General features: G+C 71.9%; 18 protein-coding genes. 4 read left to right on the top strand and 14 right to left on the bottom strand.

What is annotated here, in order from left to right:
• Positions 1-63: 63 nt before the first annotated feature.
• From HD596_RS59115 to HD596_RS59080, 8 genes are all read right to left on the bottom strand, one after another.
• On the bottom strand, positions 64-1,161 hold the full coding sequence (locus HD596_RS59115) for a winged helix DNA-binding domain-containing protein (protein WP_185079434.1): 1,098 nt from the start codon (positions 1,159-1,161) through the stop codon (positions 64-66).
• A 61-nt stretch (positions 1,162-1,222) separates the two neighbouring features.
• On the bottom strand, positions 1,223-2,917 hold the full coding sequence (locus tag HD596_RS59110) for an ABC transporter family substrate-binding protein (protein WP_185078034.1): 1,695 nt from the start codon (positions 2,915-2,917) through the stop codon (positions 1,223-1,225).
• Between the two features lie 30 nt (positions 2,918-2,947).
• Positions 2,948-4,960, bottom strand: coding sequence for a dipeptide ABC transporter ATP-binding protein (locus tag HD596_RS59105; protein WP_185078033.1), 2,013 nt, complete (start codon positions 4,958-4,960; stop codon positions 2,948-2,950).
• A complete protein-coding gene (locus HD596_RS59100) occupies positions 4,957-5,871 on the bottom strand; it encodes an ABC transporter permease (RefSeq protein ID WP_185078032.1) in 915 nt (304 codons plus the stop codon). The genes HD596_RS59105 and HD596_RS59100 overlap by 4 nt, the downstream gene beginning before the upstream one ends.
• Entirely contained in the window at positions 5,871-6,854 is a 984-nt protein-coding gene (locus HD596_RS59095) for an ABC transporter permease (RefSeq protein WP_185078031.1), read from the bottom strand. Before HD596_RS59095 ends, HD596_RS59100 begins: the two co-directional genes overlap by 1 nt.
• A 100-nt stretch (positions 6,855-6,954) precedes the next feature.
• The gene (locus HD596_RS59090) at positions 6,955-9,306 is read right to left on the bottom strand and encodes an AAA family ATPase (RefSeq protein WP_185078030.1); all 2,352 of its coding nucleotides are present in this window, start codon (positions 9,304-9,306) and stop codon (positions 6,955-6,957) included.
• Positions 9,307-9,370: 64 nt separating this feature from the next.
• Entirely contained in the window at positions 9,371-10,267 is an 897-nt protein-coding gene (locus HD596_RS59085; RefSeq protein ID WP_185078029.1) for a haloalkane dehalogenase, read from the bottom strand.
• 11 nt (positions 10,268-10,278) lie between these two features.
• On the bottom strand, positions 10,279-12,057 hold the full coding sequence (locus HD596_RS59080; protein WP_246555531.1) for a tetratricopeptide repeat protein: 1,779 nt from the start codon (positions 12,055-12,057) through the stop codon (positions 10,279-10,281).
• A gap of 260 nt (positions 12,058-12,317) precedes the next feature.
• On the opposite strand from HD596_RS59080, the gene HD596_RS59075 reads away from it, so the two are divergent.
• The 3 genes from HD596_RS59075 (at position 12,318) to HD596_RS59065 (ending at position 16,282) form a co-directional block, all read left to right on the top strand.
• Positions 12,318-13,847, top strand: a complete 1,530-nt coding sequence (locus HD596_RS59075) for an MFS transporter (RefSeq protein WP_185078027.1) — start codon at positions 12,318-12,320, stop codon at positions 13,845-13,847.
• Positions 13,848-13,882: 35 nt separating this feature from the next.
• Positions 13,883-14,566, top strand: coding sequence for a DoxX family protein (locus HD596_RS59070; protein WP_221520105.1), 684 nt, complete (start codon positions 13,883-13,885; stop codon positions 14,564-14,566).
• Positions 14,567-14,698: 132 nt separating this feature from the next.
• Positions 14,699-16,282, top strand: coding sequence for a membrane dipeptidase (locus HD596_RS59065; protein ID WP_185078025.1), 1,584 nt, complete (start codon positions 14,699-14,701; stop codon positions 16,280-16,282).
• A gap of 88 nt (positions 16,283-16,370) precedes the next feature.
• On the opposite strand, the gene sthA is transcribed toward HD596_RS59065, so the two are convergent.
• A complete protein-coding gene (sthA, locus tag HD596_RS59060; protein ID WP_185078024.1) occupies positions 16,371-17,786 on the bottom strand; it encodes a Si-specific NAD(P)(+) transhydrogenase in 1,416 nt (471 codons plus the stop codon).
• Positions 17,787-17,846: 60 nt separating this feature from the next.
• Here sthA and HD596_RS59055 point away from each other — a divergent pair, with 60 nt between their 5' ends.
• Positions 17,847-18,677 (top strand): PhzF family protein, encoded by an 831-nt coding sequence (locus tag HD596_RS59055; RefSeq protein ID WP_185078023.1) that lies wholly within the window; start codon positions 17,847-17,849, stop codon positions 18,675-18,677.
• Here HD596_RS59055 and HD596_RS59050 read toward each other — a convergent pair.
• The 5 genes from HD596_RS59050 to HD596_RS59030 form a co-directional block, all read right to left on the bottom strand.
• The gene (locus HD596_RS59050) at positions 18,655-19,491 is read right to left on the bottom strand and encodes a 5-oxoprolinase subunit C family protein (RefSeq protein ID WP_185078022.1); all 837 of its coding nucleotides are present in this window, start codon (positions 19,489-19,491) and stop codon (positions 18,655-18,657) included. The two genes, HD596_RS59055 and HD596_RS59050, sit on opposite strands and share 23 nt — an antisense overlap.
• Positions 19,488-20,102, bottom strand: a complete 615-nt coding sequence (locus HD596_RS59045) for a 5-oxoprolinase subunit B family protein (protein WP_185078021.1) — start codon at positions 20,100-20,102, stop codon at positions 19,488-19,490. Before HD596_RS59045 ends, HD596_RS59050 begins: the two co-directional genes overlap by 4 nt.
• Positions 20,099-20,854 carry a LamB/YcsF family protein gene (locus HD596_RS59040; RefSeq protein WP_185078020.1) on the bottom strand — a complete coding sequence of 252 codons (756 nt, stop codon included), beginning with the start codon at positions 20,852-20,854 and terminating at the stop codon, positions 20,099-20,101. Before HD596_RS59040 ends, HD596_RS59045 begins: the two co-directional genes overlap by 4 nt.
• A 219-nt stretch (positions 20,855-21,073) precedes the next feature.
• Complete coding sequence (locus tag HD596_RS59035; RefSeq protein WP_221521391.1) at positions 21,074-22,564, bottom strand: hypothetical protein; 1,491 nt, start codon at positions 22,562-22,564, stop codon at positions 21,074-21,076.
• A gap of 175 nt (positions 22,565-22,739) precedes the next feature.
• Complete coding sequence (locus HD596_RS59030) at positions 22,740-22,964, bottom strand: hypothetical protein (protein WP_185078019.1); 225 nt, start codon at positions 22,962-22,964, stop codon at positions 22,740-22,742.
• Positions 22,965-23,074 lie beyond the last annotated feature (110 nt).

Here is a 23,074-nt window from a genome sequence, read left to right as displayed (position 1 = left end):
GCGGGGAGGGGGCGTCCCCGTGGCGCTCTCCCTGCCAGGCGGCGCGGGCAGGTGGGGAGTGGGTCAGGGGAGCAGGGTGCGGATGCGGGTGATGGCCTCATCGAGCGGACCCTGGGGGACCGGGGCCGCGAGGTCGACGGTGATGTGGCCGTTCTTGGCCTCCCAGACGCCCGCCACCCGCCCCTCATGCACGACCACGGGGGAGATCCACCCCGCCTGGCGGCTCACCTTGGGCTTGAGGGGCGGCGGGATGAGCGGGGCGAGGCCGCGGGGGGCGCCGAGGATGTACTGGTCGAAGCCCGGCAACAGGTGGACCTCGGTCGACGGGCGGGTGGCGGCGAGGTCGTCGAGGTGCTCGGTCAAGGCCAGCAGCGTCCGGCCGTCGTCGGTCTCCACCTCGGTCAGCTCGGGCGCCAGGTCGTGGAACCACCCCTTCAGCACCGTCTTCTTCGCCACGCCGCCGAACAGCCACGTGTCGAACATCTCCGGCGTCGCCGGCCCGTGTGCCCCCAGGAACGCGCGCGCCACCCGTACGCCCGCCTCCTCGTACGGCGGCAGCGTGGCGGGCCACCCGGGGAGCCAGGTGCGCGGGGAGGTGAAGGTGACCCGGCCGTCGCGCGGCGGGCCGTAGCAGAGCTCGCCCAGGCGGCTCAGCGGCTTGAGCAGGGCGCCCCAGCCGGACGTGAGCGCCTCCCGCAGATGAGCGTCCCCGGTCACGGTCACCACGGCATCGACGAGCTCCTCCCTGGTCAGCGCAGGTGCGCCCGGCGCCCCGTCGCGCAGCGCGCGGGGCACCGCGTCGATGATCGCCGCGATCTCGTCGGCGGTGACCCCGTGGCCGCGCTGCCACGAGCCCTTCTCCCAGAAGCGCAACGTGCCCAGGGCCGCGCAGAAGTCGGCCAGCTCGCCGGAGGGGAGGAGGTGGAGGGTGCCGCGCATGATCCACGTCTTGACCAGCGTGCGGTCGCTCCACAGGGCCTGGTCGATCCCGCCCGGGTCGGGCTTGCCGCTCCGGACCGCCACCGCGAGCTGGGCCGAGGAGGCGACCTGCGCCTGGACACCGCACAGCCGCCGGGCGACCGCCACGGGGTCGGGCGCGTCCGGCTCGCTCACGAACTGTCTGCGCAGGCGCCACGCCAGGATCTGTGGCCAGGTGAGCATGGTAGTCACGCGTCCACTTCTACACCCGGCCACCGACACATCAGATTCCGCGGGGTCACGGTCAGCCGGTGAAGCCGATGTCCTCGTAGCGGAGGTCGTAGAAGCCGCGCGCCCCCACGTTGGCCAGCGTCTGGCGGGCGGCGACGTTCTGTGGGCGCTGGTAGAGCGGCAGCACGTTGACCTCCTGCCAGATCAGCGCGTCCGCCTCGTTGGCCGCCGCCCGTGCCCGCACCGGGTCGAGGCTCTGGGCGGCGCGGTTCATGGCCTGGTCGATGGCGGGCGAGCCGGTACGGCCGAAGTTCGCGTTCCAGGTCTTGCCATCGGCGGAATTAGCATAAATCCCGAAACTGCTGGAAACCGGGAAAGGCGTCCCGATGTACGCGAAGGGCGTGATGTCGAAGTTGCCGGGGATGACGTACTTGGTGAAGAAGTCATCGCTGGGCACGGCCTGAATGGTCAGCTTCACGCCGATCTGGGCGAGCATGGTCTGCGCCAGCTCCCCCTCCGCCTTGCTGATCTGGACCCCCGACGGCACCACGAACCGCAGGTCGAGTACCTTGCCGTTCTTCTGCCTGAACGAGCCGCTCAGCTTCCACCCGGCCGCGTCCAGGAGCCGCCGCGCCTGACCGGGGTCGTACGCCCCGAGCTTCCCGGCGTTGTCCTGGTAGCCCTCCTGGGTGTTCATGAAGAAGTGGTTGTTCAGCAGGGCGATCGGCCAGTCCAGGCCCTGCAGGTCCGACTGGGCGATGGCCTGGCGGCTGATGCCCAGCTGGACGGCCTGCCGGACGTTGCGGTCCTTGAGCAGCTCGCTGGACCCGTTAAAGGTGAAATGCCGGAAATCGGGGCCTGCCGCCTGCCGCACCTGCGCCCCCGGCGTGCCCTTCGCCCGCGCGTAGTCGGGCGCCGACGGCCCCACGTCGATGAGGTCGAGCTCCCCGTTGCTGAACGCCGAGATCAGCGAGTCCTGCTCCGACGACCGATAGATGATCTTGTCGAGCTTCGCCCGGTTCCCCCACCACGAGTCGTCCCGCACGATCGTGATCGTCTTGGCCGTCTGGTCGAACCCCCCGAACTTGAACGGCCCGGCCGTCATCGGGATCTTGTTCAGCCAGGCGTTGTCGAAGGACTCGGGCGTCCGGTTCGTGGAGGCGGGCAGCAGCGGCCCGAACAGCGCCTGCCAGTCGCCGAACGGCTTGTCGAACGTCACCACCACCTCGAAGTCGTCCTTGCCCCGCGCCACCTTCTCGATGTCCTGGTAGCCGGTGGACGAGGCGATGTGGAAGGCGGGGTTGCGCCCGTTCAGCGCCTGCCACTGGGCCTCGTAGTCAGCCCAGGTGATCGGCTTCCCGTCGGACCACTTCGCCTTCGGGTTCAGCCTGTACGTGACCACCTGCTTGGGCCGCTGGTCGGTCACCTCGGCGTCGAGCACGTAGTTGCGGTCGACCGAGATGTCCGCCTTCTCGTCGGAATGGAACGGCGAGGGCAGCAGCGCGTTGCTGACCACGGCGGCCATGGCCAGGTTGCCGTCGACGTGGTTCCGGTTCCACTGCGCGGGGAACTCGTTGATGCCCCACCGCAGCGTCCCGCCGTCCTTGACCTTGTCGCGCGGCTGCGGGTTGATGTCGTAGGCCTTGATCGTACGTTCGTCACCGCCGCTCTCCCGCCCCGGCCCGCTCCCCGTGCCCTTGCCGCAGCCCCCCGCCAGGCACAGCGAGCCCGTGACAACGGCGGCCACGACAAGACGTGATGCTTTCATCGAGAGAATTCCTCCTGGTCTGAGCGAGGTCTATACGACTTCGCGCCTCTCGGCGTAGTGGCAGGCCGCCCCCTGGTCCTCGCCCAGCGGACGCACCTCGGGCTCGACGTCCACGCAGAGCCTGCGCTGTTCGTCGGTGAGCTGGCCGCGGAACTTCGGGCACCTGGTGCGGAATCGGCAGCCCGTCGGAGGGTGGGCCGGGCTGGGCAGGTCGCCTTCGAGCAGGATCCGCTCCCGGGCGCGCTCGCGTACCGGATCGGGCAGCGGGATCGCCGACAGCAGGGCCTGCGTGTACGGGTGCGCCGGGGCGTCGAACACGGCGTCCACCTGGCCGATCTCGGCGATCCTGCCGAGATACATCACCGCCACCCGGTCGGCGATGTGCCGCACGACGGCCAGGTCGTGCGCCACGAACAGGTAGGACAGCCCCAGCCGGGCCCTCAGCGAGCCCAGCAGGTTGATCACCCCGGCCTGGATCGACACGTCCAGCGCGGAGACCGGCTCGTCCAGCACCAGCAGCCGGGGCTCCAGGGCCAGCGCCCTGGCGATGCCGATGCGCTGCCGCTGGCCGCCGGAGAAGTCCTGCGGGTAGCGGGCCGCGTGGGAGGCGTCCAGCCCGACCAGGGCGAGCAGCTCGGCGACACGCCGCCCGGGGCGCCGCCGCCCGTGCGTACGCAGCGGCTCGGCCAGGATGTCGTGCACCGTCATGCGCGGGTCGAGCGAGGCCAGCGGGTCCTGGAAGACGACCTGCATGTCGCGCCGGATCGCCTTGCGTTCGGGGCCGCTCAGCCGCGCGGTGTCACGTCCGAGCACGACGATGCGCCCGCTCTGGGGCGCGGCCAGCTCCAGGATCTGCGTCAGCGTGGTCGTCTTGCCGCTGCCCGACTCGCCGACCAGCCCCAGCGTCTCGCCCTGCCGGATGTCGAAGCCGACCCCGGCCACCGCGTGCACCGTGCCCACCCTGCGCTTGAAGATCGCGCCCTTGAGCAGCGGATATTCCTTGACCAGGCCGTGCACCTCGAGCACCGTGCGCTCCCCGCGCTCGCGCCGCCCCGGCTCCACGGGGACGAGGACGGGCTCGCGGGGGCGTACCTCCTGCCAGCGGATGCAGGCCGCCCGGTGCCCCGCCCCCACGTCGAACAGCGGCGGCTCGCCCTCGTCGCAGGCGTCGATCTTCATCGGGCAGCGCGGCGCGAACGGGCACCCCGGCGGCAGCGCCTCGGGGGAGGGCGGGCTGCCCTCGATGGGCGCCAGCGGCTGCCGCGCGCCCCGGTCCACGCGCGGGATCGAGCCGAGCAGGCCCACCGTGTACGGCATCCGCATCCCGTAGAAGATGTCGTCCACGTCGCCGACCTCGACGGGACGCCCGGCGTACATGACCAGCACCCGGTCGGCGAACCCGGCCACGACGCCCAGATCATGCGTGATCATGATGATCGCGGCGCCGGTCTTGCGCTGCGCCTTCTTCAGCACCTCCAGCACCTGCGCCTGGATGGTGACGTCGAGCGCGGTGGTCGGCTCGTCGCAGATGATCACGTCGGGGTCGTTGGCGATGGCCATCGCGATCACCACGCGCTGCCGCATGCCGCCGGAGAACTCGTGCGGGAAGGCCAGCGCCCGCTCGGCCGGCCGCGGGATGCCCACGAGCTCCAGCAGCTCGACGGCCTTGACCAGAGCCGTCTCCTTGCTGACCCGCTGGTGTACGCGCACCGCCTCGGCGATCTGGTCGCCGACGCGGTAGACGGGGGTGAGCGCGGAGAGCGGGTCCTGGAACACCATCGAGATGGTCTTGCCGCGGAAGGACGTCAGCTCCCGCTCGGGGGCGCCGATCAGCTCCTTGCCGTGCAGCCGTACGGACCCGGTGACGCGCGCCCCCGGCGGCAGCAGCCCCATGACGGCCGCCGAGGTGACCGACTTGCCCGACCCCGACTCGCCGACGATGCCCAGGACCTCGCCGGGCTCCACGTGGTAGCTCACCCCGCGTACGGCCGGCACGCCGCCGAACGACACGTTGAGATCGGTGACCTCCAGAACCGGGCTCATCGCCGCCTCCTCCGCGACGCCGAGGGGTCGAACGCGTCACGCAGCGCGTCGCCCATGAGGTTGACCGCGAGCACGGTGACCACCAGCAGCCCCGCCACGAACCAGAACGTCCACGGCGCGTAGACCGCCGTCCTGGACCCGTCGGCGATGAGCGTCCCGAACGACACGTCGGGCGGCTGGATGCCGAACCCGAAGTACGACAGCGAGGTCTCGGTGAGGATCGCGCTGCTGACGTTGAGCGTGGCGTCCACGATGAGCAGCGACGACAGGTTGGGGATCACGTGGCGGAAGATGATCCGTACGGGCGACACGCCCATGTAGCGGGCGGCCTGGATGAACTCCCGCTCCTTCAGCGAGATCGTCATCCCCCTGACGATCTTCGAGGTGACCATCCACAGGAACAACGCCAGCATGACCACGAACAGCGGCCACTGCCCGGCCTCGAACAGCGGCGACATGATCGCCAGGATGAGGAAGCCCGGCAGCACGAGCAGCAGGTCGGTCACCCAGTTCAGCGTCCGGTCCGTCCACCCCAGGAAGTAGCCCCCGAACGCGCCCACCACCGCCGACAGCGCCGTGGAGATCAGCGCCGCGAGCAGCCCCACGACCAGCGACTTCTGCATGCCGCGCAGCGTGACAGCGTAGACGTCGGCCCCCGTTTGGAGCGTTCCGAACCAGTGGGTCGCCGACGGCGGCTGCATGAACGCGGTGAAGTCCTTGTCGGTGTAGGTCCACCTGGAGAAGAGCGGCCCGGCGAAGGCCAGCAGGAACATCGCGGCCAGCACCGCGAACCCGACCCGCCCCTGCGGGGAGCGGAAGAACCGCCCGGCCACCACCCGCAGCCTGGAGGGCGCGGTGGCGACCGTGCCGTCGGTCAGCTCCTCGGCGAGCTCCTCGTCGGAAAGCGTCATCACGCCCGCACCCTCGGGTCGAGCGCCGCGTGCAGCAGGTCGGAGGCCAGCGCCGCGCACAGCACGGCGACGGCGGCGAGAAGGGAGATGGCCGCGACGGTGTTGACGTCGTTGGTGAAGATGGAGTTGATCAGCTGCTCGCCCAGCCCGTGCCAGCCGAAGATCTTCTCGGTGAACGTCGCCCCCGTCAGCAGCGCCCCGAACGTGAACGCGAAATAGGTCACGACGGGGATGAGCGCGGTCCGCAGCGCGTGCTTGACCAGCGCCCGGCGCCTGCTCAGCCCCTTGGCCAGGGCGGTGCGGACGAAGTCGGCGCCCTGCACGTCGAGCATCATGTTGCGCTGGTAGCGGCTGAAGACCGCGACGAGCCCCACCGACAGCGAGATCGTCGGCAGGATCAGGTGCTGCAGCCGGTCGACCACGTGCCCCCAGAACCCGGCCTCCAGCCCGTCGGTGTACTCGCCGCTGACCAGGAACACCGAGCGGCCGAAGAGGTGCTCGTTGGCCCAGGCGGCGGCCAGGATCAGCATGTTGGCCAGCACGACCACCGGCACGGCCAGCACCACGAAGGACAGCGCGGTCGAGAGCCGGTCGAACCAGCCGTACTGCCGGACCGCCGCGAAGGCGCCCACCAGCACCCCGAGCAGGCTCCCGAACAGCATCCCCAGCACGACCAGCCGGAACGTCACCCCCATGCGCCGCTTGAGATCCTCATTGACCGGAGCGCCCGCGACGGACTTGCCGAAGTCGCCGCGCAGCACCCCGCCCGCCCACGTGGCGTAGCGCTGCAGCAGCGGCGTCTTGTCGTTGAGGTTGAGCGCCGTGAGCTGCGCGTCCACGACGGCGGGCGGCGGCTTTGGCGTGCGGTCCGCGTAGTTGGAGCGTGGATTCAGGGCCGTGGCAGCCAGAAGGTAGGCGAGACTGGCGGCCACTACGACCAGCACGGCGTAGTTGAGCAGCCTGCGGGCCAGAAACCCCGCCATCGCGCTCCCCCTCCGACGCGCACCGCACGTAGTTATATTGCTACACCATGTGACGGGTCGCGCGCAGGGAACCGCCGAAGATGGTCGGATCCGGAGATGGTCAGCGTCCGGAAAGCTCGTCCACGGCGGTGCGGACGTCCTCGCTCGTGATCGTGGTCAGGTCGGCCGAGCTGGCGGACCCGCCGCGCGAGGCGTGGGCGGCCAGCCGCACGTCGCGGCGCATGGCGGCGCGCTCGAACAGCGACCTGGCGAAGCGCCCGTTGCCGAGCCCGTCGATCAGCCGCTCCTCGCACACCCAGGCGAACACGTCGTCGAGGTCGCGCAGCGCCTCCTCGTCGAAGGTGTCGCCGGCCTGCTCCGCCAGCCGCACCGCGATCTCGGACAGCTCGCGGGGCGAATAGCTGGGGAAGGCCACGCGCTGGTTGAACCGGCTGGCCAGGCCGGGGTTGGTGGCCAGGAAGGCGTCCATCTCGCGCTCGTAGCCGGCCAGCACGATGACGAGCCGGTCGCGGTCGTCCTCGGCCCGCTTGAGCAGGGTCTGCACGGCCTCGGCGCCGAACGCGTCGCCGCCCTGGTAGCCGGGGTTGACCAGGCTGTAGGCCTCGTCGATGAAGAGCACGCCGCCCAGGGCCCGGTCGACCAGCTCGTTGGTCTTGATCGCGGTGGCGCCGAGGTGCTGGCCGACCAGGTCGGCGCGGTGCGCCTCGACCACGTCGGGCCTGGCCAGCAGGCCGAGCGCGGCGAAGATGCGGCCGATGACCCTGGCGACCGTGGTCTTGCCGGTGCCGGGCGGGCCGGCGAACACGAAGTGCCGCATCTGCGGCGGGGTGGGCAGCCCCCGCTCCTGCCGCATGCGGGCCATCTGGAGCTGGGCCGCGATGGCGTGGACCTGCCGCTTGACCGGCGCGAGGCCCGCCATCCCGTCGAGGTCGGCCAGCGCCTCCTCCAGCGTGGGGGTGGCGACGTAGCCGCGGAAGCGCGCGGTCAGCTCCTCGAACGCCTTGGTCACGTCGGGCGTGGTGGTGGTCACCAGGTCCTCGGTGGTGGGGGTGCCGCCGGCGCCCACCACGCGCACGTCGCGGGCCTGCGCGGCGGCCTCGACCAGGCTGCGCGCGAACCTGGCGTTGCCCAGCTCGTCGACCAGGCCGCGCCGGTGCACGTCCTCGAACAGGCCGAGCAGCACCCGCCTGGTCTCGGCGTCCATCGTGTCGCCCCGGCGCCGCTGGAGCAGCTCGGTGACCTCGACCAGCTCGGCGGGGGAGTAGCCGGGGAAGCGCACCCGGGTGGCGAACCGGCTGGCCAGCCCGGGATTGCTGGACAGGAACGCGCCCATCTCCTGCTCGTAGCCGGCCAGGATGATGATCAGCCGCTCGCGGTCGTCCTCGGCGCGCTTGAGCAGCGTCTGCACGGCCTCGGCGCCGAACCTGTCGGGCTGCCCGTCGGAGGAGTTGACCAGCCCGTACGCCTCGTCGATGAAGAGCACGCCGCCCAGGGCCCGGTCGACCAGCTCGTTGGTCTTGATCGCGGTCGCGCCCAGGAACTCGCCCACCAGGTCGGCCCGCTGTGCCTCGACGACGTAGGGGGTCTCCAGCAGGCCGAACGCGTAGAAGATCTTGGCGAGGGCGCGGGCGACGCTGGTCTTGCCGGTGCCGGGCGGGCCGAGGAAGACGAAGTGCCTGGTGGGCCGCTCGGTGGTGTAGCCGGCCTCGGCGCGCAGCCGGGACGCCTCGATGGAGGCGGCGATCGAGCGCACCTGCTCCTTGACGGGCGCCAGGCCGACCATGCTCTCCAGCTCGCTGAGCGCCTCCTCGACGGAGATCTGCGGGGGCCCGCCCTGCTTGTCCTGCGGGGACTCGGGCCTGCCCTCGCGCGCCCTGACGCGCACCTGCTGCTCCTCGGCCGCGGCGCTCTCCGCCCTGACCTTGCGGGCCAGCACGAACCGGTAGACCAGCACCGCGGCGGCCACCGCGTACGCCGCCCAGACCGCCACGTTCGCCGAGACGAACGAGAGCGGCACGGCCAGCACGCCGGCGGGGGCGAGCGCCAGCAGCGTGGTCACCCAGGGCGCCACCCAGCGGATGAGGTGGGCGCCCGCCGCGGCGGGCAGGGCCAGCGCGACCATCAGGTGCACCGACCCGGAGCCCGCGGGGAACAGGCCGGAGAAGACGGGCAGCGTCAGCACGACCCAGCCGGCGACCACCAGCACGGTGGCGGCGGCGCGGGGGAAGCGCATGGTCAGCGCGACGAACGCGAGCCCCAGCAGGACGAGGGGGAAGGTGTTGAGCAGATTCCACCCGAGCGCCGCTCCCAGGCCCATGACGGCGACCAGCACCACCACGTAGAGGACCCGGCGCACGGCCGGGGGAATCTGGTAATAACGCAGCCGAACCTTCTCGAACAGATCCCGCGCCACGGCCCGCCCCGCGGCCTGGGCCCTGCCGGACTCCTGCATCACGCCTCCCCGGTCCGCCCCCGGTTATACCGCACCGGACCGACGATTGGGCGCTCCTGACACGCTAGGTGGAGGTCACGAAAGCGGCGATCTGCCGCCCGAGTTCGGCCCCCGCGTCCTCTTGCAGGAAGTGCCCGGCGCCCTTGATGACGGGATGCCGCAGGCCGGACGTGCCTGAGATCGACTTGAGCAGAATGGGCGCCATGTCCCCGGTGATCGGATCGCCGTCGGAGAACGCCACGAGGAAGGGCCGATCGAGTGTCGTGAGAACCTGCCAGGCAGCGCGGTTGGCGGGCGCGGCCGGGTCGTCGGGCGTGATCGGGACGAGGCTCGGCATGGCGCGAGGGCCCGCCTTGTACGACTCGTCGGGGAACGGCGCGTCGTAGGCCGCGCGGACCTCCTCGGACAGCTCCGTTTTGCAGCCGGCCTGGACGAGCCGGGCGATGTCCAGCACCGGGGCCTTGAGCACGGCGTTCCTGAACCGGTGCCACACCTCGGGCATGGGAATGTCACCCGTGGGCAAGCCCGTGTTGGCGGCCACGATCCTGGCGACGCTGCCGGGGTGCTCGGCGGCGATCCGCAGCCCGATCAGGCCGCCCCAGTCCTGCCCGACGACGGTGACGCGGCTCAACCCGAGCGCGTCCAGCAGCAGCGCGCGGGTCCACTCGACGTGCCTGGCGTAGGTGTGCTCGGCCCGGTCGGCGGGCTTGTCCGAGCGGCCGAACCCGACGAGGTCCACCGCGATCGCGCGCAGCCCGGCCGCGGCCAGCTCGGGCATGACGTGCCGGTAGAGGAACGACCAGCTCGGCTCGCCGTGCAGGAGCACGACGGGCTCGCCGTCGGCGGGGCCCGCCTCGACGTACGCCATCCGCAGGCCGTCGGGGACGTCGGCGTAGCGGGGCTCGTAGGGGAAGTCGGGCAGGTCGGCGAAGCGCTCTTCCGGCGTGCGCAGGATACGCATAGAACAAGATTCTAGCGCTGGTGTCGCCCAGGGAATTCGCCGACGAGCACTTGTTTGGGGGTGACGCGCAGGGCGCCGGAGTCGGGCAGGGCGATCCCGCGTACCTCCACCCAGAACCGCCGCTGCAGCGGGTCCGCCGCGAACACCGCCACCCTCGGGTCGTTCTCGACGGCGTCCCATGCCCCCAGCTCGGTGATCACCCGGAGCTCGCCCGACGAGGTGACGGTCGCCACCGCGCCGGCGACCCGGGGACCGTGGGCGTCGCCGTAGGAAAGGACGATGCTGCGGGCGTACGAGAAGGTCTGGCGCACCTCCGGCGCCAGCGCGACGGACGGCTCGGCGCCCACGGGCAGGTCGCACATGATCAGTGAGGTCCGCCACGGGCCCGGCCCGCCCCGCCACCAGGCACGCGCCGCCCGCGCCCCGAACACGGCCAGCGCCGCCGCGAGCGCGCCCAGCCCGGCCCGCCACGCCCACGTCGCCGCGGGCTCGGCCCGCCAGGCCCCCAGCAGCCCGCCCGCCGCGCAGGCGGCCGCGGCCAGGACGACGAGCGCCGTCGCGGCGGGCAGCCACCGGTCGCCGCGGGGGCGGGCGCGCAGGTAGCCGCGCACCATCGGGTACGGCACCGCCACGGCGGCGACGGCGGCCCTGGGCTCCACCGCGAGCGCCCCGCCCACCAGCGGGACCAGCACGGACCAGGTCCTGCCGAGCACGATCCAGAGCAGCACGCCGGCGTTCCTGCGGGCGGTGCGGTCGATCTGCGCCGCGTGGACGTGCTCCCGAGCCTCCCGGGCGCGCATGGTCTCGGCCATCGCCGAAAGCGGGCGGCCACGCCACGTCTCGGCCAGCGCCCGTACGGCGGCCAGCGCGGGCCATCCCAGCACCACGATGCCCGCCAGTCCCGCCCAGACCGGGTCGAGCGCGGACGGAACGGACGGCACCGCCCCCAGCAGCAGCCAGGCGGCGAACGCGACCACCGACACGGCCGCCGACACCACCGCCGCGCCGAGCCAGGGATCCCGGCAGAGCATCGGGGGCACGTACGACCACAGGCCCACCCGCCGCGCCTGCCTGACCGTGAGCGGCGCCAGGAGCACCAGCACGGCGAACCCGCCGAGCTGGGCCTGGGCGCCCCGGTCGAGCAGGAGCGCGGCCCCGGCGATCGCGAGCGTGGCGAGCGCGACCAGCAGGCGGGCCTGGCGGGACCAGACCTCGAGCGCCCGCCTGACCCGGCCCGTCTCGCGCGGGTCGACCGGCCAGGCGGGGTCGTGGTGCGGGCGGGGGCGGTCCCAGCGCAGCAGGGACAGGCCGAGGTTCATGCGGGCCTGGGGATCGGCGGGGTCGACGGCGAGCGCGGCCCGGTACGACCGCTCGGCGCGGGCGTGGTCGCCGCCCAGCAGGGCCAGGTCGCCCAGCATGACCCACGGGTCGGGCCGCTCCGGCGCGAACTTCCCGGCCAGCGTGGCGTGCTCCACCGCCTCCCGCCAGCGGCCGGGGGAGCGGCGCAGGCTCGCGGCCAGGCGCAGGCGGGCCGGCCAGGAGCCGCCGGCCAGCTCCACGGCGCGTTCGGCGGCGGGCAGCGCGTCGGCGTCGCGGCCCAGCCGCTCGTGGGCGAGGCTGATGAGCCGGTACGCCCATTCCGCGCCCGGATCCAGGTCGGCCGCGCGGCGGGCGGCGTCGAGCGCGGACTCGGGACGGCCCGCGTTCAGCCTGGCCAGGGCCTCGTCACACCATTCACGTGAGGATCGATCGGAAATATCGCCTTTTAGGTCACTTTCGTCTCTCCCCACGGTGTCCATGATCCTGTCGAGGGCGAATGCTGGATAGATACCGACATATGGCTGTATCTCTCTAGAGAGGTACTGGGGCATCTGTGGATCAGTCGATACTGCTATGACAAGTGCTGGACATGCCCTAAGCTGCGACGCAAGCCGGAGTGCGAGGTGTCGAGGCGCAGGAGCTCGGGAGGAGCGAGCGTCGAGCCGGGCTCTCGCCGCCGACCAAAGAGCATGTGCGGGCCCTGTCAACGGATCGGCCTGCAAGGAGGCCCATGACCGTCACACAGGCCGCACCCCTCGTACGGACTGCCGATCGGAAGCACGGGGACCGCCGCTGGTCCATTCTCGTGCTGCTCTGCGTGAGCCTGCTGCTGATCACCGTCGACGCGACCGTCCTGCACATCGCGGTGCCCGCGCTCACGGCCGCGCTGGAGCCGTCCGCGGTGCAACTGCTGTGGATCATCGACATCTATTCGCTGGTGGTCGCGCCGCTGCTGATCATGTTCGGCACGCTCGGCGACCGGTACGGGCGCAAACGGCTGGTGCTGTGCGGCTACGTACTGTTCGGCCTGGCCTCGCTCGGGGCCGCGTTCGCCCCGACGCCGCTGACGCTGATCCTGGCCAGGGCGCTGCTCGGCATCGGCGGAGCGATGATCATGCCGGCCACGCTGTCCCTGATCCGCCAGATCTTCACCGACAGGCGCGAGCGCGCCATCGCGCTGGGCGTCTGGAGCGCGGTGGCGGCGGCCGGCGCGGCCGTCGGCCCGCTCGTCGGCGGCGTGCTCGTCGGCATCTGGTGGGGCGCCGTCTTCCTGATCAACGTACCGATCCTGCTGGCGCTGATCCCCGCCGCCGTCCGCCTGCTGCCGGACTCGCCGGGGCGCAAGGACAGGGGATGGGACGGCGTGAGCGCGGTGCTGTCGGTGCTCGGCATCCTGGCGCTGGCGTTCGGGCTGAAGGAGGCGGGCTCGGGCAGCCTGATGCCGCTGTGGGCGTCGGTGCTGGTGTTCCTGGCCGGGCTGGGGCTGCTCTTCCTGTTCGTACGCCGCCAGTCGCGCCTGCGCCACCCGCTGCTGGAGGTCGGGCTGTTCCGGCGGCGCGAGTTCGCGACCGGGGTGGCCGGCGTGCTGCTCGGCGTGTTCGCGCTGGTGGGCCTGCAGCTCATGCTCGCCCAATACCTGCAGCTCGTGCTCGGCGACAGCCCCCTGCGCGCGGCGGTCAGGATGTTGCCGCTGGTGATCTCGGCCATCTCCGGCGGGCTCGCCGCCGCCCACATCCTGCCGCGCATCGGGATGCGGACCACGATGAGCGGCGGGCTCGGGCTCGTCGCGCTCTCCCTCACCCCCACGCTTTCCTGGGGCGTCGAGGGGCATCCCGTGATGCTGGCGTTCTGCTTCGTGGGCATCGGGTTCGGGGTCCAGGTCGCGCTGCTGGCCGCCTCCGACACGATCATGTCCGCGGCGTCGGAGTCCCAGGCGGGCGGGGCCGCGGCCATCGAGGAGACCGCGTACGAACTGGGCGCCGGCCTGGGCGTGGCCGTGCTCGGCACGATCACCGCCATCGTGTACGCCCCCGGCCTGCACTCCGTGCCCGGCGTGTCCGCCACCGGCATGGACAAGGCCAGGCAGTCGCTCGCGGGCGCGGCGCACGTCGCGCACGAGGTGGGCGGCAGCGCGGGCGGCGCCCTGCTCGACGCCGCCCGGTGGGCCTTCGTGAACGCCCTGCACACGACCGTGGTCGTGAGCGTCGTCCTGCTCAGCCTGACCGCCGTCGCGGTGGCCATGCTGCTCCGCCGTGATTGAGGTGTGCCATGGCCCGATTAGGGCAGACAAGTACCGTGAAACAGGCCCTGCGTGATCTTGCTGCTTTAGTCGCCCGCGTCGGCGTGGGCGGCATCTTCTTCGCGAACGGCTGGACCAAGCTGGAAGACGGCTTGAAGGCCACCGGGGCGAAGTTTCAAGCGCAGGGCGCTCCCGCACCCGGCGCCTGGGCCACGGTGACCATGCTCACCGAGCTCATCGGCGGCGCGCTGCTGATCGCGGGCCTGGCCGTCTCGGTCACGGGCCTGATCCTCTTCGCCGAGGCGCTGGGGGTCTTCGTGGTGGCCACGCCGCTCAACCCCATCAGCCTGAACGAGCTCGTCCTCCTCGGCGTCGCCTCCCTCCTGCTCGCCGTGGTGGGCGCGGGGCGGGCGTCGGTGGACCACATGGTGGTGATCAGGCGGAGGGAGTCGGAGGCGGCGAACGAGTTCGCGGCCGACACGGAGGCGGACCGCGTCATCGCCTCGCTCCGGGACCCCGACACGTCGCCGGCTTCGGACAAGTCGCGGGCTCCCGAAACTGAGCGGCAGGAGGAGCCCGCGGACCCCGCCGCCACGGAGGACACGGCGCCCCATCCCCGGCCGCGCGCCAAGAGCGGGGAGACGAGGCGCACGGAGGACCCCGCCCCGGTCCCGGGCGACACCCTGGTCGCCGGCCGCAAGAAACCCCCACCCCGCACCCGCCGCCCAGCCTCCGACTGACCCGCCCCGGCCCTTGGCGGTAGGTGGTGCAGGGCATGTGAGATGGGCTCATGTTTGGGTCTTGTTGGGTATGCGGGCGCGGCGGATGCTGGTGGGTGAGCCCCCGGTATCCCCAGCCCCGTGAGGTGCCCCATGCCGCGCCGCTCAGCCCACCGGTTGATCGTCCTCGTGCTCCTCCTCGCCGGCACCCTGGTGATCCCCCAGCCGGCAGCCACCGCCACGACCACCACCACGGCAGACCAGGTCAGCGGTTTCATCGACGCCCACAGCCACCTCTTCTCCTACGAGGCGTTCGGAGGCAGGCTCATGTGCGGCAAGCCGTTCGACCCGGACGGCATCGCCAAGGCGCTGGCCGACTGCCCGGACCACTACCCCAACGGCGAGCTGGCCTGGTTCGAGAACTTCACCCGCAGGGGCACGGTCACCGGCACCCACGACCCCGTCGGCTGGCCCACGTTCAGGGATTGGCCGGCGTACGACTCGCTGACCCACCAGCAGGCGTACTACACCTGGGTCGAGCGCGCCTGGCGGGGCGGGCTGCGGATCCTGGTGAACGACCTGGTGGCCAACCGCCAGCTGTGCGCGATCTATCCCCTGAAGAAGAACTCGTGCGACGAGATGACCACCATCAGGCTCCAGGCCCAGCGGGCCAGGGAGCTGCAGGATCACATCGACGCCGAGCAGGGCGGGCCGGGCAGGGGCTGGTTCCGGATCGTGGACGATCCGGCCGAGGCCCGGCAGGTCATCCAGGACGGCAAGCTGGCCGTGGTCCTGGGGATCGAGACCTCCGAGCCGTTCGGCTGCCGCCAGATCCTGGGCATCCCCCAGTGCACCAAGGCGCAGATCGACCGCGGCCTGGACGAGATGTACGCGCTGGGCGTACGCAGCATGTTCGTCTGCCACAAGTACGACAACGCCCTGTGCGGCGTACGGTTCGACTCCGGCACCCAGGGCGCGATCGTCAACCTGGGCAACTTCCTCGGCACCGGCTCCTTCTGGCAGGCCCGCACCTGCACGACCCCCGAGCACGACAACCCGATCGACCCGGGCGGCGTCCTGCCCGACCCGATCGCGGGACTGCTGCCTCCCGGCGTCTCGCTGCCGGTCTATCCTCCGGCCCCGCACTGCAACACCAGGGGCCTGACCGCGCTGGGCGAGTACATGGTCCAGGGCATGATCCGCCGCGGCATGCTGATCGAGCTCGACCACATGAGCGTCAAGGCCGCCGACCGCACGCTCGACCTGCTCGAAGCCGCCCGCTACCCGGGCGTGATCTCCTCCCACAGCTGGGCCGACCCGCTCTACTTCGACCGGATCTACGCCCTCGGCGGCATGATCACTCAGTACGGCCACGACGCGGAGCACTTCGTCGCCGAATGGGCCCGTACCAGGCCCTCCAGGCAGGCGCACCAGGTCGCCGGCTACGGCTACGGCCTCGACGTCAACGGCATGGGCAGGCTGCCGGCCCCGCGGGCAGGCGCCAACGGGGTGACGTACCCGTTCAGGTCGTACGACGGCAGCGTGCTCCTGGACCGGCTGCGCACCGGCCAGCGGGTGTGGGACGTCAACACGGACGGGGTCGCCAACTACGGCCTGGTGCCCGACTGGATCGAGGACATGCGGATCATCGCCGGCGACGAGATCGTCCGGGACCTGGCGGCCGGCGCCGAGTCGTACCTCCGCACCTGGGAGGCGGCCACCGCGGCCAAGCCCTGACCGCACCGGTAACTCCGGCGCCGACGGCGCCCGGCTGCGGATCTGGACCTGCACGGGCGCCGCCGACCAGAAGTGGACGCTGTCGTGATCACATGCCGGCGGTGAGCCGGGCGACCACCCGCATCTTGTTCATGGCGTCCAGCGCGGCCACCTTGTACGACTCGGCCAGCGTCGGATAGTTGAACACCGCGTTGACCAGGTAGTCGATCGTCCCGCCGCACCCCATGACCGTCTGCCCGATGTGCACGAGCTCCGTCGCCCCCGTGCCGAACACGTGGACGCCGAGCAGCCGCCGGTCCTCGGGGGAGACGAGGAGCTTGAGCATCCCGTACGAGTCGCCGATGATCTGCCCCCTGGCCAGCTCCCGGTACCGCGAGATGCCCACCTCGAACGGCACCTTGTCCCGGGTCAGCTCGTCCTCCGACCGGCCGACGAAGCTGATCTCGGGAATGGTGTAGATCCCGATGGGCGGCAGCTCGCGGGTGTCCTCGACCGGCTCCCCGCACGCGTGCTGCGCGGCCACCCGCCCCTGCTCCATGGAGGTGGCCGCCAGCGCGGGGAACCCGATCACGTCGCCCACGGCGTAGATGTGCGGCACCTCGGTGGCGTAGTTGGAGTCCACCGAGATGCGGCCGCGGGCGTCGGCGGCCAGTCCGGCGGCCTCCAGGCACAGCTCGGCGGTCTTGCCCTGGCGACCGGCCGAGTACATGACGCAGTCGGCGGGGATCTTCTTGCCGCTCTCCAGCAGGGTCAGCGCCCCGCCGGGGCGGCGTTCGACGGCGGCCACGTTCTCCCCGAAGCGGAACGTCACGGCCAGGTCGCGCAGGTGGTACTTCAGCGCCTCGACGATCTCCAGGTCGCAGAACTCCAGCATGCGCTCGCGCCGCTCGATCACCGTCACCTTGGTGCCGAGGGCGGCGAACATGGAGGCGTACTCGATGCCGATGACCCCCGCCCCCACCACGACCAGGGTCTCGGGGATCCGGTCGAGGTGCAGGATCGCGTCGGAGTCGATGATCGTCCGGTCGTCGAACTCGACGCTGTCGGGACGGGCGGGCGAGGTGCCGGTGGCGATCACGACCTTCTCGGCGGTGATCTTCGTCTCCTCGGACTTGCCCTCCTCGTGCGTGATCCCGATCGTGTGCGCGTCCAGGAACCGGCCGGTGCCCTGCAGCACCGTCACGTGGTTGCGGGCGAGCTGGCTGCGGATCACCTGGATCTCGCGGCCGATCACGTGCTGGGTGCGCATCCCGAGGTCGGTGACCGTGATCTCGTCCTTGACGCGGTAGCTGGCGCCGTACAGCTCCCGCTGGTTGAGCCCGGTGAGATAGAGGACGGCCTCCCTGAGGGTTTTGGAGGGGATCGTCCCCGTGTTGATGCACACGCCGCCGATCATGTGTCGTTTCTCGACCACCGCGACACGCCTGCCGAGCTTCGCCGCCGCGATCGCGGCCTTCTGTCCACCTGGCCCGGAACCCAGGACCACAACATCAAAGTCCGCCACACCGTCCAGTCTGCTGGTGCCGTGTTAACGGGAAAAGACCTGTCTGCGAGACTCCGGATTATGTTGCGCCCTTTCACCGAGGTTGACGTCTTCACCACCACCCCGTACCACGGCAACGCGCTCGCGGTCGTGCTCGACGGCCAGGGGCTGACGAGCGAGGAGATGCAGCGGTTCGCCACCTGGACGAACCTGGCCGAGACCACCTTCGTGCTACCGCCGACCACGCCCGACGCCGACTACCGCGTGCGGATCTTCACCGCCTCCAAGGAGCTGCCCTTCGCCGGGCACCCGACGCTCGGCACCTGCCACGCCTGGCTGGAGGCCGGGGGAGCGCCGCGCCAGGAGAGCGAGATCGTCCAGGAGTGCGCGGCCGGGCTGGTACGGGTGCGCAGGACCGGCGAGGGGCTCGCCTTCCACGCGCCGCCCCTCGTGCGGTCGGGCCCCGTGGAGGAGCCGCTGGCCGGACAGATCGTCGAATCCCTCGGGATCGAGCGCGCCGACGTCGTGGACATGGAGTGGGCCGACAACGGCCCCGGCTGGGTGGCGGTGCTGCTCGCGGACGCCGAGTCCGTGCTCGCGCTGCGCCCCGGCCTCGTCCCCGCCTTCGTCGGCGTGGCGGGCCCCTACCCCGAGGGGGCGCCGTACGACTTCGAGGTGCGGGCCTTCACCCACGCGCACGGCTCCACCATCGAGGACCCGGTGACGGGCAGCCTCAACGCCTCCATGGCCCAGTGGCTGCTGCGCTCGGGCCGGGCCAAGGCCCCGTACGTGGCCCGGCAGGGCACGGTGCTCGGCTTCTCCGGCCGGGTGCACATCTCCACCGACGCCGACGGGGACGTGTGGGTGGGCGGCTCCGTACTGACCTGCGTCACCGGGCAGGTCGAACTGTGAAGCGCACCTCGTCGCCCGGCCGCAGCTGGGCGGCGACCGGCAGGTCCGCCTCGCGTACGACGCCGATCACCGGGTAGCCGCCCGTCGGCGGGTGGTCGGCGAGGAAGACGATCGGCTGCCCGCTCGGCGGCACCTGGATCGCCCCGGTCACCATCCCCTCGCTCGGCAGCTCGCCCTCCTTGGCCCTGACCAGCTCGGCGCCGCTCAGCCGCACCCCGACGCGGTTGCTGTCCTGGCTCACGGAGTACGGCCGTGCGCACAGCCCGGCCAGCGCGTCCGGCACGAACCAGTCGTCCCGCGGCCCCGGCGTCACCCGCAGCACGGCGGGCCGGGGCCCGGGCGGCGGCGCCAGGTCGACGGGGATCACGCCTTCGGGCCGCCCCATGGGCAGCAGCGTGCCCGCCCGCAGCGGCTCCGGGCCGAGCCCGGACAGCGAGTCGGTGGAGCGGCTGCCGAGCACCGGCGCCACCGCGATCCCGCCGCGCACGGCCACATAGGTGCGCAGCCCCCACTCCGGCATGCCCAGCCGCAGCTCGGCGCCCTTCGCGACCCAGAACGGCGCCCCCATGCCCGCCGGGCTGTCCACCGGCGCGCCCGCCAGCGCCACCCACGCCCCGTCGTGGAACAGCAGCCGCGCCATGCCGAACGTCAGCTCGATCCCCGCCAGCCCCTCCGGGTTGCCCACGAGCCTGTTGGCCAGCCGCAGGCTCGGCGCGTCGGCCGCCCCCGAGCGGGGCACCCCCAGATGGGCCAGGCCCGGCCGCCCCAGATCCTGGACGCTCGCGTACGGCCCGGCCGCCACCACCTCGATCATGCGGCTTGGAACCGTACGCGCATGCCCGGCCGGAACAGCGAGGGCGGATCGGCCGTCACGTCCCACACCCGCACGGAGGTGCGCCCGATCAGCCGCCACCCGCCCGGCGAGGCGCTCGGGTAGACCGCCGAGTACGGCCCCGCCACCGCCACCGACCCGGCCGGCACCGACGTGCGCGGCGTGTCGAGCCTCGGCGTCTCCAGCACCGGATCCAGCCCCGTGAGATAGGCGAACCCCGGCGCGAACCCCAGCCAGCCCACCACCAGCTCCCGCCCCGCGTGCCGGGAGACCACCTCGTCCACCGAGATCCCGGCCAGTGCCGCGACGGAATCGAGATCCGCGCCGTCATAGACGACGGGAATCGTCACGACCTCCCCCTCAGCCGCCCGTACACCGGCCCTGTCGCGCTCGCGGCCGGTCACGTCCGCCAGGAGCGCCCGCAGCCGCGCCTGATCCGCCCCAGGAGCCACCACGAGCACCGTCTCCGGCCCCGGCACGATCTCCACCACCCCGGCCGGCAGATCGGCCCGCAGCGCCGCGTCCAGCCGGTGAGACAGCTCCAGCGAGCCGGTCTCCACGAGCAGCCCGTGCTCCCCGGCCGCCCGGATCACGCGAACGCCTGCAGGACCACCCCGGCCGCCAGCAGCGCGTCCCGCACCCCCTGCGCCAGCCGGACCGCGTCAGGCGTGTCTCCGTGCACGCAGATGGAACGTGCCGAAACCGGGACCGAACTACCGTCGACGGCCGTCACGGAGCCCTCCACGGCCATCCGGCACGCGCGGTCGGCCACCGCGGCGGGGTCGTGGATGACCGCGCCCGGCTCCCGGCGCGACACCAGCGCCCCCTCGGGGGTGTACGCGCGGTCGGCGAACGCCTCGTTCACGGTCGGGACGCCCGCGGCCGCCGCCACCGCGTGCACCACCGAACCGGGCAGCGTGAGCACCGGCAGCGAGGGGTCGTAGTCGGCCACCGCGTCGATCACCGCCCCCGCCTGCACCTCGTCGCGGCAGATCCGGTTGTAGAGCGCGCCGTGCGGCTTGACATAGGAGACCCGGCCGCCCATGGCTCTGGCGACGCCGTCGACGGCCGCGAGCTGGTACAGCACCTCGGCGCACAGCTCCTCCGGCTCGGCGTCCATCTCCCTGCGCCCGAAGTGCGCCAGGTCGCGGTAGGACACCTGCGCGCCGATCGTCACCCCGCGGTCGACGGCCGCCGCGCACGTGCGCCTGATCGTGACGGGGTCGCCCGCGTGGAAACCGCAGGCCACATTGGCGCTCGTGACGATGTCGAGCAGCGCGAGGTCGTCGCCGAGCCGCCAGACGCCGAACCCTTCACCCAGGTCGGCGTTGAGGTCGATCACCATGGCAGTAGAGGCTATCTCGGCGCCTATCCCGGTGCGACGAACAACGTCTGGATCGCGGTGCCGACTTCGCCTGTCCCGTCGTACAGGGTGGACCGGGTCAGGCCCCGGCCGGACCGCCCGGGGACGGGAGAGGCGGGCGTGTCGGCCGTACGGATGCGCCAGGCGCTCGCCCTGGCGTACTCGCGGCCGGCGGCCCGCCACGGAGCGAGAGGACCGTTCCTAGAACTCGTCCGGGATGTCGGCGATGTCGTCCAGCGCCGCCGCCAGCTCGTCGGGGTCGCCGCCGATCCGCTCGGCGATCTCGATCAGCACGTGGAGCACGTCGTGGCGGTCGTGACCGAGGTCGAGCAGGCGCTGCGCGGCCTCCCACAGCTGCGGCGGGTCGCCCTCCCACAGCCGGGTGGCGATCTCCTCGTGCCAGGCCAGGTGCTCCTGGTCGATCGTGCCGCCGTGGTCGATCTCGAGCAGCGTACGCCGGTCCGCCTCGTCGGCGGGGTTGAGCTTGTCGAGGTCGATCCCGTTGTGCACGCCCTGCAGGTAGGGGAAGGCGAAGGCGCGCCTGGCCAGCGCCGACAGGTCGCCGTCCGGCAGCAGCCGCTCCAGCAGCGGCCGGTCGAGCCCGAAGGACGTCGGGTCCCGGTACGCCTCGGGGAACTTGCCGATCGCCTCCCACACCGCGTCCAGCGTGGCCTTGAGCCCCTGCTCGGGCAGGCCCGTGCGGCGGGCGGCGAAGCGCACCCACGCCGACAGCACGTGCGGCATCGCCTCCTGCTCGGCCACGCTCAGCATCACCTTGCGCGGCAGCCAGTCGAGCAGGAACGTTTCACATTTGGTCGGGCTGACCCGCAGCGGACGGTTGAAGTCCTGGTCGCAGCCGTAGTCGATGATGTGGTCGGCGCAGCGCGAGGCCGCCGACGGGTCGGACAGGTGCTCGGCCGCGTCGGACGCCAGGAACTCCGCCGCCAGCATGGCCCGCCGCTCCCTGCTGTACGGGGCCTCGGTGTGCCGCGGCGCCGGCCGCTTGCGCCCGGGAGGCAGCGCCTTGAGCCTGGCGCGGGCGAAGGCGTGGTAGGCGCTGTAGCTGTCGCTCACCGGCGGCGGCGTCTTCGGCTCCCTGGTGGCCTTCATGGCCGACTCCAGCAGCGCCCTGGCCTGCTCGGGCTCCAGCTCCTCGAACAGCAGCAGCGGATTGCCCGCCGCCTCGGCCCTGGCCTGCTCCAGCAGCTTGTCGACCTGCGAGGACACCCAGGCGTCCCGGGCCATGCCGCTCATGTTGTAGTCGACCACCATGACGAGCGCGTGCCGGTCGACGGGCAGCGAGTCCTCGTCCCAGCGGTAGGCGAAGGTGCAGATGACCGTGTCCTGGTCGCCGTAGGAGTCGCGGGAGACGTAACAGCCCGCCGGCTTGACCGCGCCCACCCGGTCGGCCCAGCCCGGCCTGGCCACGCCCGACTCCATCATGGCCAGCGCCGCGCCCTCGGCCTTGGCGCCCTGGCGGGCCGTGCCCAGATAGGCCAGGCAGATGAGCAGCGTCAGGGAGGCCGGCGTGCCGGCCTTGGCGGCGTAGTCGACCAGTCCCTCCCCGAGCACCTGCTCCACGTCGCCGCCCCTGACCCGCCTGCCCCACCAGGCCCCGATCATGTCGGAGACCATCAGTTCCGCGTCGAGAGGGGTGCGAACGGCGAGCAGCTCGCGAGCCGCCTGCACCATCTCCTTGAACACGTCGTCTGGCGGGGTGCTCTCCCGGGGATCTCGTCGGTGTCGGCGCACGCCCTCACTCTCTCGTATTCCAGGCGCAAACGGTGCGTAGAACTCGGCCTGGTGACCCCGATGTTATCGGGGAGTTCTGGATGGGACTTAACTGGACTTCCGGGCTTTTGTTTGTCTACCGGGAACTTCGGGGCGGAGGCGCTGAGTTCACGATCGCGAGCAGATGCTCGCGAGCGATGCGCTCCACGATCTCCGGCGTCGCCGAGACGCCGAGATGCTGCGCACACGCGCACACGTCGGCCACGCAGCGGTCGATCGTGTCCACGGGCACGGTCAGGAACTCTTCGGCCAGCCTGAGACTGACCGGCTCCCGCAGGAACCGTGTGGCCAGAGCGAGCATAGAAGTGAGATTCCTCTGGAGACCTGGGGGCAAACCCCCAGGAATGGCGGCAGGGCGACTTGCGCTCTCATTTCACCTTTTCTCGGGCGGCTGTCAAGGCTCCGCGGCGG

Origin of the sequence: Nonomuraea jabiensis, from assembly GCF_014204795.1 — a bacterium.
Classification (GTDB): Bacteria; Actinomycetota; Actinomycetes; order Streptosporangiales; family Streptosporangiaceae; genus Nonomuraea; species Nonomuraea jabiensis.
This window is presented reverse-complemented; position numbering and strand designations above follow the sequence as displayed.